At 42.6% G+C, this 14,202-nt stretch carries 9 protein-coding genes and 1 other annotated feature; of the genes, 1 reads left to right on the top strand and 8 read right to left on the bottom strand.

All coding sequences use genetic code 11. The features are described 5' to 3' along the window. Nucleotides 1–182: 182 nt before the first annotated feature. The gene (gene aroF, locus M8E35_RS18565) at nucleotides 183–1,199 is read right to left on the bottom strand and encodes a 3-deoxy-7-phosphoheptulonate synthase (protein ID WP_252471097.1); all 1,017 of its coding nucleotides are present in this window, start codon (nucleotides 1,197–1,199) and stop codon (nucleotides 183–185) included. Nucleotides 1,200–1,284: 85 nt separating this feature from the next. Continuing rightward, nucleotides 1,285–1,539, bottom strand: a binding site (T-box leader). 304 nt (nucleotides 1,540–1,843) lie between these two features. On the opposite strand from aroF, the gene M8E35_RS18560 reads away from it, so the two are divergent. Continuing rightward, complete coding sequence (locus tag M8E35_RS18560; protein ID WP_252471095.1) at nucleotides 1,844–2,914, top strand: branched-chain amino acid aminotransferase; 1,071 nt, start codon at nucleotides 1,844–1,846, stop codon at nucleotides 2,912–2,914. A gap of 466 nt (nucleotides 2,915–3,380) precedes the next feature. Here the strand turns inward: M8E35_RS18560 and M8E35_RS18555 are convergent, their stop codons facing one another. The 7 genes from M8E35_RS18555 to M8E35_RS18525 all read right to left on the bottom strand — a co-directional run bounded on the left by M8E35_RS18555 (nucleotide 3,381) and on the right by M8E35_RS18525 (nucleotide 14,178). Next, nucleotides 3,381–6,242: a phosphodiester glycosidase family protein gene (locus tag M8E35_RS18555; RefSeq protein WP_252471093.1), complete on the bottom strand. Its 2,862-nt coding sequence runs from the start codon at nucleotides 6,240–6,242 to the stop codon at nucleotides 3,381–3,383. Between the two features lie 171 nt (nucleotides 6,243–6,413). Next, entirely contained in the window at nucleotides 6,414–6,887 is a 474-nt protein-coding gene (locus M8E35_RS18550; protein WP_252471091.1) for a VanZ family protein, read from the bottom strand. Nucleotides 6,888–7,085: 198 nt separating this feature from the next. Continuing rightward, a complete protein-coding gene (locus tag M8E35_RS18545) occupies nucleotides 7,086–7,844 on the bottom strand; it encodes a Uma2 family endonuclease (protein WP_252471089.1) in 759 nt (252 codons plus the stop codon). A 202-nt stretch (nucleotides 7,845–8,046) separates the two neighbouring features. Further along, nucleotides 8,047–10,290, bottom strand: a complete 2,244-nt coding sequence (locus tag M8E35_RS18540; protein ID WP_252471087.1) for an ABC transporter permease — start codon at nucleotides 10,288–10,290, stop codon at nucleotides 8,047–8,049. Beyond that, entirely contained in the window at nucleotides 10,290–10,988 is a 699-nt protein-coding gene (locus tag M8E35_RS18535) for an ABC transporter ATP-binding protein (RefSeq protein ID WP_252471085.1), read from the bottom strand. Before M8E35_RS18535 ends, M8E35_RS18540 begins: the two co-directional genes overlap by 1 nt. A 1-nt stretch (nucleotide 10,989) precedes the next feature. Beyond that, a complete protein-coding gene (locus M8E35_RS18530) occupies nucleotides 10,990–11,622 on the bottom strand; it encodes a TetR/AcrR family transcriptional regulator (RefSeq protein ID WP_252471083.1) in 633 nt (210 codons plus the stop codon). A 195-nt stretch (nucleotides 11,623–11,817) separates the two neighbouring features. Then, complete coding sequence (locus M8E35_RS18525; RefSeq protein WP_252471081.1) at nucleotides 11,818–14,178, bottom strand: PEP/pyruvate-binding domain-containing protein; 2,361 nt, start codon at nucleotides 14,176–14,178, stop codon at nucleotides 11,818–11,820. Between the last annotated feature and the right edge of the window lie 24 nt (nucleotides 14,179–14,202).

Here is a 14,202-nt window from a genome sequence, read left to right as displayed (position 1 = left end):
CAAGTTAACGTCTGTGTTACGTCGCAGGATACTCCGGTAAACCCGTTTCATTGCGCCCTCAACGGTCCATTTGCTATACTGCGTTCTGCAGGGTTTCCAGCTCCCCCCGCTCTCTGTAAGTGCACGTTATAACGTTATCTCCGCTTCATCGGTTTATTCTCTATATGCATTTTTAGAACGGTTTAGTTATTGATCTTGCCCTCAAAAGATACTCTCCGCTTTAAATCATTCATAAGAGTTGAGAACTGCGGCAGATCCAGTGATTGAGCACCATCACTTAAAGCCTCTGCAGGGTTATTATGGGTCTCAATCATCAGACCATCTGCTCCAACCGCAATGGCAGCCTTGGATAAAGGAGCAACTAAACTGCGGATTCCGGCAGCATGGCTTGGATCTACAATCACTGGCAGATGTGATTTTTGTTTTAATAATGGAACAGCCGAAAGATCCAACGTATTTCTTGTCATAGTTTCGAAAGTACGAATTCCTCTTTCACATAATATGATCTGCGTGTTTCCTTCAGACATAATATATTCTGCACTCATTAAAAACTCTTCAATGGTATTACATAAACCTCTTTTTAGAAGAATCGGTTTTTTGCATCGTCCAACTTCCCTGAGCAGATCAAAATTTTGCATGTTGCGTGCACCGATCTGAATTACATCAACTTCCTCAAAGAGTGGCAATTGGGTTTGATTCATAATCTCAGTAACAATTGGCAACCCAGTTTCTTTCTTAGCGGAAAGAAGAAATTTTATCCCCATGTCCTGCAGTCCTTGGAATGCGTAAGGTGATGTACGCGGCTTAAATGCACCTCCTCGCAATAAAGTTGCACCACTGGCCTTGACAGATCTGGCGATTTGAACAACTTGCTCCTCACTCTCTACTGAGCAGGGGCCAGAAATCACTTGAAAAAAGCCCTCTCCTATGGTTATATCTCCTACTTTAACAAGAGTATCATCTGGATGGACTGTTCGATTAACAGCTTTATAAGGCTCAGTCACACGCTTACCGTATTCTACAATTTCGTTTGTTTGAACGATAAAGTCAACATCGATTTTTGCAGTGTTTCCAATCAGGCAGACTACAGTATGCTCAGTTCCCGTGCTTATAAAGGTGGAATATCCTTCAGCTTCAATCCTCTGAACAAATTGGCTAATTTTTTCCTGCGAAACATTCTGCTTTAGTACAAAGACCATCTGATATCACCTCTTAATACCATGATGAGAACTCCTTTCTTAATCTCATTGAGTTTTAGGGTAAAATAAAAAAGCTTCTGCCCCTTAAAGGGACAAAAGCTTTTAAACTTCTGCGATACCACCCTGATTGACGATTCATAGAATCGCCCACTCATTTTGCATACTATCATATGCACCCCACTGATAACGGACGGGGTTCCCGTCAGCGTCTACTCCTGCATCGCAGTTTCAAGCTGCCCTCACAAGCCCATTCAGAAAAATCTATGCTGTTGCAATCCCACCGCCTGCAACTCTCTGGATACACCCAACTTTTCGTACTTCTCTTGTTCAAAGGTTTTGTGTTTAGGAAATTGTATCTTGTTAACCTAAATCTGTCAATAGAGATTGATAACTTATTGTTATTTATTAGTATGGCTTAATGATCCCGATATCACAATCAATCGTTATCCCGCATGAAAATCTCCATAACCTTTACCCAAAAAGTATAATACCCCAGCTAACAGTATATAAAGCATATTATCTAGGCAACATGTACACAGTATACATGGTCAATAGTCGAACATTTTTTATCTTTAGTATTGAACAACTGTCTTACAAGGATTATGATTTATAAGATACCTAAAAGAGTTTTGGAGGCAATTGTTATGACGGATATTATCGTAAATAAAGTAGACAAACCGGGAGTATTACCCACTGATGACAAGCTTGGTTTCGGAAAAATTTTCACAGACCATATGTTTGTCATGGATTATGAGACCGGCAAAGGATGGCATTCTCCACGGATCATTCCATATGGTGAGTTTGCCTTCGTTCCTGCAACCATTGTTTTTCATTATGGGCAAGCAATTTTTGAAGGGATGAAGGCCTTTAGAGCCGCAAACAATCAGATCGCAGTATTTAGAACAAAGCAATATCTAAATCGCTTCAATCGATCAGCTGGTCATCTTTGCATACCCCCAATTGACGTTGAGGAAGTTCAAGCGGGCTTATTTAAGCTATTGGAATTAGAAAAAGACTGGATCCCCGGCACACTGGGCACCTCGCTCTATATAAGACCATTCATCATTTCTACCGATGGCTACATTGGGGTAAAGGTAGCAAGTACTTATAAACTGTTTATTATTCTCTCTCCTGTTGGCGCCTATTATGATAATGGTTTTAATCCGGTAAGCATCAAAGTAGAAGATAAGTATGTTCGTGCTACTAAAGGCGGACTCGGACAAGCCAAAACTCCAGCCAATTATGCCATGAGCCTATCCGCTCAAGCCGAAGCCCATAACGAAGGTTTTGACCAGGTCTTATGGTTGGATGCAGTCCACCGCAAATATGTTGAAGAAGTAGGAACGATGAACATCTTCTTTAAGATTAAGGGTGAAATCATCACCCCAGAGCTAAGCGGTAGTATATTAGGCGGAATCACTCGTCATACCGTGCTGGAATTAGCCCAGAATTGGGGCTTGAAAGCAACAGAACGTCAGATTTCTATTGAAGAAGTGTATGAAGCCCATGCCAAAGGAGAGCTTGAAGAGGTATTCGGCACTGGTACAGCTGCCGTCATATCCCCTGTCGGTGAGCTTTCTTGGAAAGGGCAAAAAATCAAGATCAACAATAATCAAACCGGTGAATTCTCGAAAAAATTATTTGACTTTGTCACAGGAGTTCAGTATGGCAGCGTCCCTGATGAATTCGGCTGGATGGACAAGGTTAACAGCTAGCACGATCTTTGAAGAATATCATCTATACACAAAAAGGCTTAGGAATGCATTAATGAGCACTCCTAAGCCTTTTCACTATGTCTATACTCTGAAAAACGCCTAAAAAACATTCTCAAGAATTCATAGACTCAAAAGGAAGGCGGCTTCGATCCACAGGAGTGAACCCATTGCATGGAGAGGCGGTAAAAGCCCACAAAGCTGGCGCGGGGAAGCGGAGCCCCGCGCCGGCGAGTGGGCGAGCCTCGGAATGCTGGGTGAGCGGATGTGGGCGAAGCCGCCCGACCCAAAGGACCCATTTTCATCATCTGTTGGTGCAGCGGCAGCGGCATGTCAGGCTACTCTGAAATAATGACTATATTGGTTATGTAGTCTATATTATTCATTGTAACTCAGAAGTGATCCCATGGAGGGAAGTCCGACCAACTTCCTTCCATACTCAATGAAAAACTCTCCTCACAGCAATGACCTATTGGGATGTGCTCTCTCCCAAAAGATTTTTAAATTCATAGGTTATCTCATTACCCATTACCGTCACCTCAAGAAATTTTGCTGCAGTCGGCTTTTCTGGAGAAAAGTCAGGAATACTAAAACCAGCACAGGAAATATACCGAACTCCCCTATCCAGTTCACTTTGATTTACATTTCCCTGAAACAAGACCCAGACATTTTTTCCGGTTTTCTTCCGATATTCGGCCAAAGTATCCTTGAGCAAATCACCTTCTTTGGCATTAATGAAAGTAGCCGGAGCACCTGACATGACGATAAAAGCATTGCTGCCAGTCATGGCGTCTAACTCCTTGAACAACCATAGCCATTGTTCAGGGTCGCTTCTCCGAAGTCCACCTTTGCTGATATCTAACTGAATGAAGCTACTGTTCTTATAATTATGAGTTCTATATCCAGTCTCAGTAATTAGGACAGGTTTTTCTATATTTCTGACAGCGGATGGAGCTTGGCTTCCAGTATAAACCGCCATGTCCAATTTTTTATTTATATACTTTGTCATTTTGTTCAACAGTTGCTCTTCCATAGTATTATAGCTTTCCTGCCTACTGCCAAAAACTGAAAACTTAAAACTTTCGCGACCTGAAATGTAATTTGTTGTCCTGTTGGCCTCATCTAGGGGGATTGTATCCTGAGGGGTTTGGCTTTGGTCCATTACCGGATGTTTTACCACCTTTGCCGTAAGGTCGTCAAAATAAATCTTCCCCCAGCCCTCAGCAGGATCAATATTTTGCACATAGAGTCTCACTAAATTGGTTGGCTGGATTTTTTCCAGGGAAACCTCCATTCTCTTCCAACCTGTCCAATCTAGTTTGGCAGCAATTACAAACTGATGTTTTTCCCCTGTGTCATCTAGGACTTCACCGAGGACCCGGTTTGAACTTTTATGCGTATTGTATAGCCAGACGGCTAAGTGGGAAGTGTCAGAATCAAGCGCAAGCCCTGCTTCCGTGAAAACTAACGAAGCTTCACTTGAACTTTGCCTCTCATAAAAGTCATAGACTAATTCTCCTGAAGTATTTCCTCCATGAATCTGATCTGTGGAAAGCTGAAAAGTACCTCGGGCTATCTGCGGGTTGGCTTGGAAGAAAGCCTGGTCATCTTCAAAGGAATAGATTGTATTGGTAGAATCTGCATAGATCGATACAACAATATAGGCATGAACATCCCCGACGCTTGCCTCGATATATCCTGCACCAACTGCATTGGCTTTAAGAATTCCCTCTTTAAAATCTTCAATTTCTCCGCTTACTGCCCACTGAACATCTTCCGGCTGAATTATCGCTTTGAAGCCCTGTTGGTCGTAGCCTGTTACCTGAAGGGTTTGGCTCTGTCCAAGAGGTATCTCTAACTTAGCTGGACTAGGTCTAAGCTTGACGGGAGCACTTAAGGAAAGGATATCCAACTCCGCTGTTAATTCTCCTACTTTGGCAATTATCTTACCCTTGCCTGCAGAAGTGGGCTGAAATTGATCATCTATAAATCTCCCTTCAACCCCGCTCACACTCCATTCTATCTGTTGAGGATTAACCTCTGCCGGATTAGCAAAACTGTCCACTCCCCTAAGTGTAAATTTTCTCGAAGTATGAACAAAAACATTAGCGTCCTCAGTTTCCAAGATCAGCTTAGCTAGCGGACCGGAGGGGGCCTGAGAAAAAACTCCGATACCGTTCGCAACAGAACGCAAAGAACCCTCAGAAGGTATATTGACAATATCTAAGGTGGAAGTTCCCGACTTTCTAGCTGCCATGGTAGTAGATCCGCCGCCATCAAAAATCAGAGCATTGTAGGCTCCCAATTCCAGCATGAGTTGCGCGGACTCGGTCTGGGTGAGACCGACGCTGTTATCCTGTCTGCCATCCACCGTGACTAAAATTAGTAGTTTTCCATCCTCTGAGCTTCCGGCCAAGGTTCGAGGGTTCTTATTATTAAAACTGACAGTGCTAAAAGAAAAGGTCTCGGGAATCTGACCGTCCTTGACCAGCATGGAGGACCCGGTTGCAGACATTTGCAGATCAGACCAGTCTGGGTTGGAGGTAACGGTGAATGTTGCTGAATCTCCCGGCTTGAAGGTTTCCAGAAGTTCGACAGCTTGTTCTCCCCGGGAAATCACAACATAACCTTTGGCAGGCATGGTTGCTGCCGGCAAAGCTTGTCGAATTTCTATCACCTGTCCCTGGGATACAAGGATTTCCACTAAATCAGGATACTTTTCAGAGGTGCCGAGAGTGGCAGGTCCCCATTTATTATCCAACACGGTAATATCATTATATTGCTGACGGCTAGGCTGGTTGTACTGAGACACCGCAAATGAAGCATTGTTGTATCCGGTTAAGGTAAGGGTGTTTTTCCAGTAGTTAAAGAGTATCTGACCTGCGTTATCGAGAGAGAGCGAAGCCATTTCATCACTGTTTTGATTGTACCATCCAGATGTGGCTAAGAGGTCTCCTGCTCGTACAATGGGTCCGTCAGGATATCCGGTACCTTTATCCATCGGATTGAAGAAACTGGCATTCACGGCAGCAACTGCACCATTTTCCTCCGCTAAGGCAAGTATTGTAGAAAGTTGATCCGTGGTCTGGTTATTAGCCAAGGTATCTATTTTGATATTAGGATTTGTGGTATCCATACGTAAAACTTTGATATTTAACCAACCCTCTGCTGTAAACCGTGAAATATGTTCCAAAGTTGCTCCATCTGTGATGGTATGTTGGGAACTAGTTTGATAGAGAGTCTTCGGTTGGGCTGCCGCTGTGCTGGAGATGGTTGTGACTGCGAAGAATGTTACCAGTAAGATTACAAGTAGTTTTTTCAAATAAGTCATTACGTTCCTCCTTGTTTACTTTTTCACAATAAGCTCCGGCTTCTGATCAAGTAATTAATCAAAGCACCGCCTTCGGCGAACAAATCAGGGAACTCATGAATACTTTGGCTGAATTAGTTAAGTGATAAAGCAACACCCCGGATTTTCTTTTCTTTCTTACTCATAAATCCATCAGTTAAGATAAGGCAACATTTTCTTTGAAGCCTGGTAAACTAAGTAACCCAATACCCCACCAATCGTATTAAGCAGTACATCATCGATATCCAAGCCTCCGACATTAAATATATATTGGCAGATTTCAGCCGTAATACTGGTGAGCAGGGCGATTCCTATTATAGCGATCAATCGCCTCGTTCTTTTGAAAACAAGAGGCAGTAAAAATCCCAACGGCATAAAAGCCACAATATTGCCTGCCAGATTGATTAGGACGATACTGACTCCAAAACTCTCATAGTTTTCAATATAGCTCGCGATTGTTTTCAGAGGAGTTAAGTTATAGCGTCTAGGTCCACCATGAGAACGATATTTCCCAAGAAACAGCTCCCAGATGAGAACTGTTGTATAAGCCAAAAATAATAACTGATAAACCCTGCTCCACAACCTCACATACAATCGCTGGGGCTTAACGCGGTTTTGATCTGACATCTGGAAGCTCCTTCAATACCTCTTAAATACTTGTTTTAATAATATCAGTCAATCTGAATAAGTAAAGTCCCCAATAAAAACATGCCGATCGATATGCTTATTGGGGTTTGAGGTAAAATTGAAAACCATCTCTAAAAAAGGCCTCTCGAGGCTTTGCTCGAGAGGCCCTGCTGTAATAGGTAAGAAGTCTGAGGAAAATCACTCGAATACAGGTCTGTAAAATACCCTGTCCAGATCCAAGGCCAACCCCGGAAAATCAGGATGTGTGAATTTGTCGCCCGGTCCCCCTGCAAATACCAGGGTGTAACTTCCATCCTTAAGCCTAAAAGTTTCCAATGTGCTCTCCTCAGGATCCACAAGCCAATAGTGAGGGATCCCTGCCTTACGATATATTTCCATCTTCCGTAAGCGATCTTTCCGGCGATTTGTCGGGGACATAATTTCCAACACCAAATCACAAGGACCGTCGATACGTTCTTGACGCATAATTTCCCTGCGGGCACCGGAGATAAATAATATATCCGGTTGTACTACATTACTGATGGTCAAAGTAACATCCAAGGGAGCAAAAAAGAGTTCTCCCTCTGGATCATAATTATCAAAGAAAGTCATTAACCGACGTCCCAGTTCTCGCGATAATCGCTGATGATGTATCGAAGGCGATGGCTCTTTTACCAGAAATCCTTCTAGGATCTCAAACCGATAGCCAAGCTCTTTTGGAAGCTTCAAATAATCCTCATAGGTATAATCACCCTGCTTGGCGTATACATGACCTTCTTCTTTAACAGATAGGTTTCCTCCAGCCAAAGCAGCTAGTACGGCTTCTTTTTCATACCGGTATTGTTTCTCTCCCAGTTCAATCGTGGGGATCTTTTTTTGCCGGGTATACCTCCAGATCGTTTCTACCGACAAATTAAGCATCTCCGCCAATTCTTGAGCCGTAAACAATTTCTTCATGAGGTCACCTCCAGTACAATAATACAACCAAACACATCCATAGTCAATTAAACACAACAAAGGTTCAAGTTCCAAGCAAAAACACGAGTGCTGTTCAAAATACTGATTTCAAGATAACACTACCCAGGTCCGGCCTTCCACTACTCCCGCGGACAGGACTACCCGAAATTGTTCTATTGGTATAGTAGCTGAGAGTACTTTTCTATTCCATTCCTGATTTCAAAGCGTCACTCATAGAAACAGCATTGACTTTTTTCCTGCACATCAGCTTCGACAACTCATAGGAAATCATCACAACAATAAACCCAATTAGAATATATAGCAGATTGATCTTCAGCGGCGGCAACGACAAGCCAACGCTATTTTCCATTGATTGAACCAATACCCCTATTGCTGAAAGAGTCAACGGTATGCCAATAATATATCCAATCACAACAACGATCGTCGAGCTATTCAGAATCAATGAATTGATTTCCTTCTTTCGGTAACCAAAAATCTTCATCAGGGAAATGGTGCCTTTGTTCTCCTCAACGATCATCGAAGTCACAAGATAGATAACAATCATTCCGATGATAAACGCCATCGTCGCCAGGCCACTAATCATCGACTGCATAGGCGCCATAACCTCTCTAATGGCAGCTAACTTCTCGTCCAAAGACACTACACTGTATGACTGATTTCCAGGGATATTCAGTAGCACATTACTAAATGCACCGATATAGCTTCCTTCCGGCATCTCGAATTTCTGATTAAAATCCGCCAGCGGCATGAAGATAAATTTTCCCTCATAGGTATCTGCTATTGCATCGATCTTCACCGAAAATATGCGCCCATCCAGCTTTCTGACGATGTTTACGGTATCACCCTGCTTTGATTCCAGCTGATTAGCCAGAGGCTTTGTTATAATGACTTGATTAGTAGTCAAATGGGTGCCGGATTCATCTACAAGCGTAACCAGCGCTGCATCTGGCTTGACGCCAGTGACATAAAAATCTCTTTTATCCTCAGGCTCCGACACGAACAACGATGCTGATAAGGGTTCGGCGCCCGCCGGAAGCGGCTCATAGCGCAGCTTATCGAACTTATACTCGTACTCAAAAGTGTATACACTGCCTCCTGTAAGAAGGTCATCAAAACCACTTTTGAGAGTAAAACCCCAAAGCAAAAGCATTGTCGCTACGGCAACACCAAAGAGTAGGAAAGCGAGCCGGGACAAACTTCTCAACTGTTCCCTGATTTTGAACCTTTTAGGGAATTTGAGTTTTTCAAGCTTGAGCACCCGCTCCAAAAAATTGACCTTATTCTTTTCTTTCTTACCTTTCATCAGCTCTACGGGCGAATGTTTTAACTCTTTTCGTATGACATAGTAGCTACTACAGCCGAGAAGGATAATCGGCAAAAGCAGGCTGATGATCATACTGATCGGATTGTACTCAATTCCAGTCAGAGGCATATTAAAGGCAGTAAACATAAAAGAGACCATGAAACGTACCGGGAATGTACCGAGAATGGTCCCGATTACCCCTCCGATAATGGCTATCAAGAGCGGAAATATCAAATAATGGCGATAGAGCTCCTTTCTTCTATAACCTAAGGCATATAATGCACCAATGATCGTTGATTCGCGATTGATCATTCGCCCAATAAGGTTGCCGATCAAAATAATGGCCAACAACAAAATTCCAGTCGGTACACCCTTACTCACAAGATTGAGGATATCAACCTCTGCATCAACGATATTGACCCGCTTATTATCTTCGACGTTTGTCCATTGTAGAATATTAATGCCTCGGCTCTCAAGCAGTCCTCTGAACTCAGCTGATTGGGCGCGAGGATTATGATCAGCATCGTTATACTTCACTGCGTAGAAATTGCTCCCTTGATTAAAGGAGGCAAAATCCGCCTTGCTAATGACTGCTATGCCAAAGCCTGGCAGCGGCATCATCATCTCTTCTGATTGCAAGGGATAGATATAATTCGGCAGCGCCATAATACCTGCAATTGTAAAGGATTTATCCAATATCCTCAGTTCATCGCCGATTTTATAGTTGTTTTCAGCAGCAAAAGCCGGGTTGATGAGTATACCGCCGCTTCCACTTAATTCTTTACCCTCGACGATTGCCGGGATGTTGACCCTGTCATTTTGGCTGAAGATGCGCAGGGTTTTCCCTTCTGAAGTCTTATAGTCGAAAGTTTTACCTTCTTCGATCACCGCGTTGGCTGCTGACTCAAGCTCCTGCAAGTTGTCAATGCTTTGGTCTACTCTGAATGCAGCATCTTCCTGCACATATCCGTCCTGAAATTCACTGGCCAGTCGCTCAAAATTACCTGCAAACTGGCTCATTAAGGTGAACACAAAGCAGCTTAAAATTATCAGCACAATTGACCCTATATACTGTGCTTTATTTTCGAGCAAAATACGCTTGACTCTCTTATTAATGACCATTACCATTCAATCCTTTCCGCAGGAACAATCCCCTGATTAACCACGTCTTCTACGATTTGTCCGCTGCGCAGCTTAAATACCCTGTTCGCCATAGCGGCAATCGCAGCATTGTGCGTGATCATCAATATGGTTGTACCGAATTTTTTGTTCACCAGCTCCAAAAGCCTCAATATGCTGCGAGACGTCTGATAATCAAGGGCACCCGTTGGCTCGTCGCAAAGTAACAGCTTCGGATTTTTGACAATGGCTCTGGCAAGGGAAACTCTTTGTTGCTCACCACCGCTCAACTCCCTTGGAAAACGGTGTTTTTTATCCTGCATTTCGACCGCCGCTAAAACATCGTCAGTGTTTAGAGGGGATTTGCTGATGTTGGAAACGACTTCAATGTTTTCCCCAACGGTAAGGTTGGGCACGAGGTTATAGAACTGAAAGACGACACCTATGTGCTCACGTCTATAATCGGTCAGCTTGTCGTCATTTAAATTGTTTACCTCGATCCCATCAACAATGACCCGCCCGCTGTCACCGCGATCAATCCCACCAATAATATTCATCAGTGTGGATTTCCCTGAACCTGATGGCCCGAGGATGACACCGATTTCCCCCTTGTCTATCTTCATCTCGATTCCCTTTAAAACTTCAGTGATAACCACACCCGATGTGTAGCTCTTCTTTAGGTTTGAAATATTAATAAACATATTATTGTTCCTCCTTCTTATAAAAACACCGTTTCATTATGTCAAAATAACCATCCCATTCCTTAAGCACTTCCATATCGATATCTTCAAAGGAATTCACTTTATCCCTTTGTTGCTCTGCAAAACTTAATATCGTCCAAACAATAATATTCATCGTTTTTTGAATATCAATATCCTCACGAAATTTTGTCAAGTCTATATTTTTATACCCTCTTTCGGTACCGCTTTCAACGAGATACTTACCTATTTTAGCGACTTCAGATTTCACTTCTGATGCATCCTCATGGGCTGCAGTCTTAAGAAAATTGAATGCGTGCGGATATTTCTTCATAATTTTTAACTTAATTAATCCTATTTCTTTCATTCTTATAAAAAGATCTCTTTCACTCCAATCCACTTCAGCGTAGATTTTATCAATAACCTCAACCACATAATCAAGCAAGAACAAATACAATTCCCTTTTACTATTAAAATAGTTAAATAATGATCCTTTTGATATTTCTGCTTCTTTGATAATCTCGTTTGTCGAAGCCTTTTCATACCCATTTCGGACAAACTCTTTAAGCGCTGCATTAATAATACGTTCTCGTTTCTCCAGTTTTAAACTATTAAATTTCGAATAAATGATAACCACCTCATTTCTTTGTAACTACCAACGGCAATTGACCACTCTGGTCAATTTTTATTATATAGCAAATGACCAGAGTGGTCAAGAAACTCTCTTGACAATCTAATTCCAACGAATACAAAAAATGCCAGCCCGTCCAAACGTGCTGGCAATACAAATCAAAAATATCCCCCCATAACACTCCATGCAATAAAGCAGACATTAATCTAAGATATGCACAACTCCATGCCCGCCGTCAACGATAACCCGGTCTCCGGTCTTAAGCCTTGTAGTGGCGTTGCCGCATCCTACTACTGCAGGAATACCTAGTTCTCTGGCGACAATAGCAGCATGGGACAGCGGTGCCCCGATATCTGTAATAATTGCTGCGGCTTTAGGGAAAAGAGGTGTCCACCCTATATTTGTGGTTACTGCAACGAGTATTTCACCCGGTAAAAGCTTATCCCCCTCTTCTGAATTAAATAAGATGCGTACAATTCCTTCTATTCTGCCGGCTGCTCCAGCATACCCTGAAAGGGTTTTGGAATTATCTGCACTGACAATTGGCATTGAAGCGTCATAATAGTCCATTCTTCGATTGGGATCCTTCGCCCATTCAATAGGGTTAAAGCGTCCTCGTATAATGGACGGAAAGGGCGGCATTACTTTATATTTCTCGAAATTTACTTTTCTCGCGGGAATATGGGTAACTTTCGAAGCTCTTCCAGAAAGCAGATCTTCCACTTCATCAATATAGAGGAAAAATATATCATTCCCTATACCCGTAAGTTCTCCTGCCTTAAGAGCGAAAGCACGAACTACCCTAAATATCCTAACAAACTCTGAACGTCCTTCTTCTCTGAGACGAGCGCCTTCGGAAGCTTTTTTAAGTTGTTTCTCAAGCCACCTCACTTTATTGGGATAATTTTCCTCAAATCTCATCTTAGCAGCTTCATATTGCGTATGCTGCTTCTTTAGAAGTCCCTCAACATCTATATTCGACCTAATAGATTCCTCAATCTGTTTTTCCAGCCACTCTGTATCCTCCATGGGATCGGGTATCGACATTTCATACTCATGTGCTCCCCGATGGCCATAGTTCCTCAAGTATTCCTCCCTGCTCATTTGTCCCTTAATGACCTTGGAAATGCCTATAACCGGCCCGAGGCTTGCCAACTCAGAGTTTCCCCTCAGATTGGAAAGAATGATGTTAGAGTCTTCTGTTCCTACTAATTCTGTAAGCTTTTTATCCAATGTAGTGATATTCGTCATTTTAAGAGCAGAAGCCCCAGCACGTGACCATGCTTTTAGGAAATAGGGCTGGAGCTCTTCCTTCCATAAAGACAATAGGTCTTCCTTTGTCTTTACTCTTGTAATACCTTCCCTCAACTTACTGCATCGTTCAGGTGTCTGCTTAAGGGATTGGGACAAATTTTTAGAAGCTTCCAGTGTACTTTTTGATGCGCTTACCACAACTGGCAACATTACTTTAAGCACCTCTAACCGTGAAAATGGGCGAAGTGGCATGCTCATACCATCAGGTAATTCTCCATACATATCGGTGATTAGCTTTAATGCACCTTTAGAATACTTGCCAAGCATAGACGTTATCATTGATACCCTTCTGCTGATGTTCATATAGGGTCTTCCGCAGATATTGCCTGAAAATATATAGTATCCGGGAATAAAATTAAGAGACTCATCCAATTGTCTTCCAATACTCCAGGTAAATGGAGAATAAACATCAGGTATTGCCTCCGCCACATTGGTATTGATCCAAAGTTCATCTCCCATAAAGGAATAATTCATTTCATAGGTGTCCAAATTACCCCCTGTCAATGTGGTGATAGGTCTCGCTTGCAACAAGTATAGTTTCCCATCGGCCACAGCCCACTCAATATCCTGAGGACTATTCAGTTCTTTCTCGAGCCTTGCTGCATACTGATAAAGCTTTGAGGCATATTTCTGAAACGCATCTGGACCGTCATATTTCCCTTTTGGTCTAATCAATTTGAATTCATAAGCATTGGCTTCCCCAGATACGAGCTGTTCCCCCAATCCATGGACATAATTACCTATCATACTTGTGTAACTGCCTGTTATAGGATCAGCAGTAAATAAAACCCCGGAAAGTTCAGACTTTACCATCAACTGAACTACCACGGCGATCTGATGTGCCTGTTCTATCCCTTGAACAGAGCTGTATGCCCTTACTCTCTCAGACTCTCTAGATCTGAAAACCGTATATATCGCTTCTTGTATCTCCTTATCCGTTTCTACATTGAGAACCGTTTCAAACTCACCTGCAAAAGATGCTTGAACGGAATCTTCACTTAAGGCAGATGACCTTACTGCAAAAAGCGCTTCTATGTTATTCTTTCTTACTGCATCCAAGGAAGCTCGGATCTCGTTCCATGCTCCATTATTTAGCTTTTCCTCCTGGAATGCTGATGGTAAAACAACAAAACCCTCCGGCACAGGATAGCCCTTCTTATACATTCTGGCTAGCATGCAGCCTTTTCCGCCTGCCAAGGCTTGAAGCTCAGGTGTCAATTCTTTGAAATTTTTCACCATATTTGCCATAAGAGCCACCTCCTTAACTTATTA

This window comes from Desulfosporosinus nitroreducens, from assembly GCF_023897015.1.
GTDB classification, from domain to species: Bacteria; Bacillota; Desulfitobacteriia; order Desulfitobacteriales; family Desulfitobacteriaceae; genus Desulfosporosinus; species Desulfosporosinus nitroreducens.
This window is presented reverse-complemented; position numbering and strand designations above follow the sequence as displayed.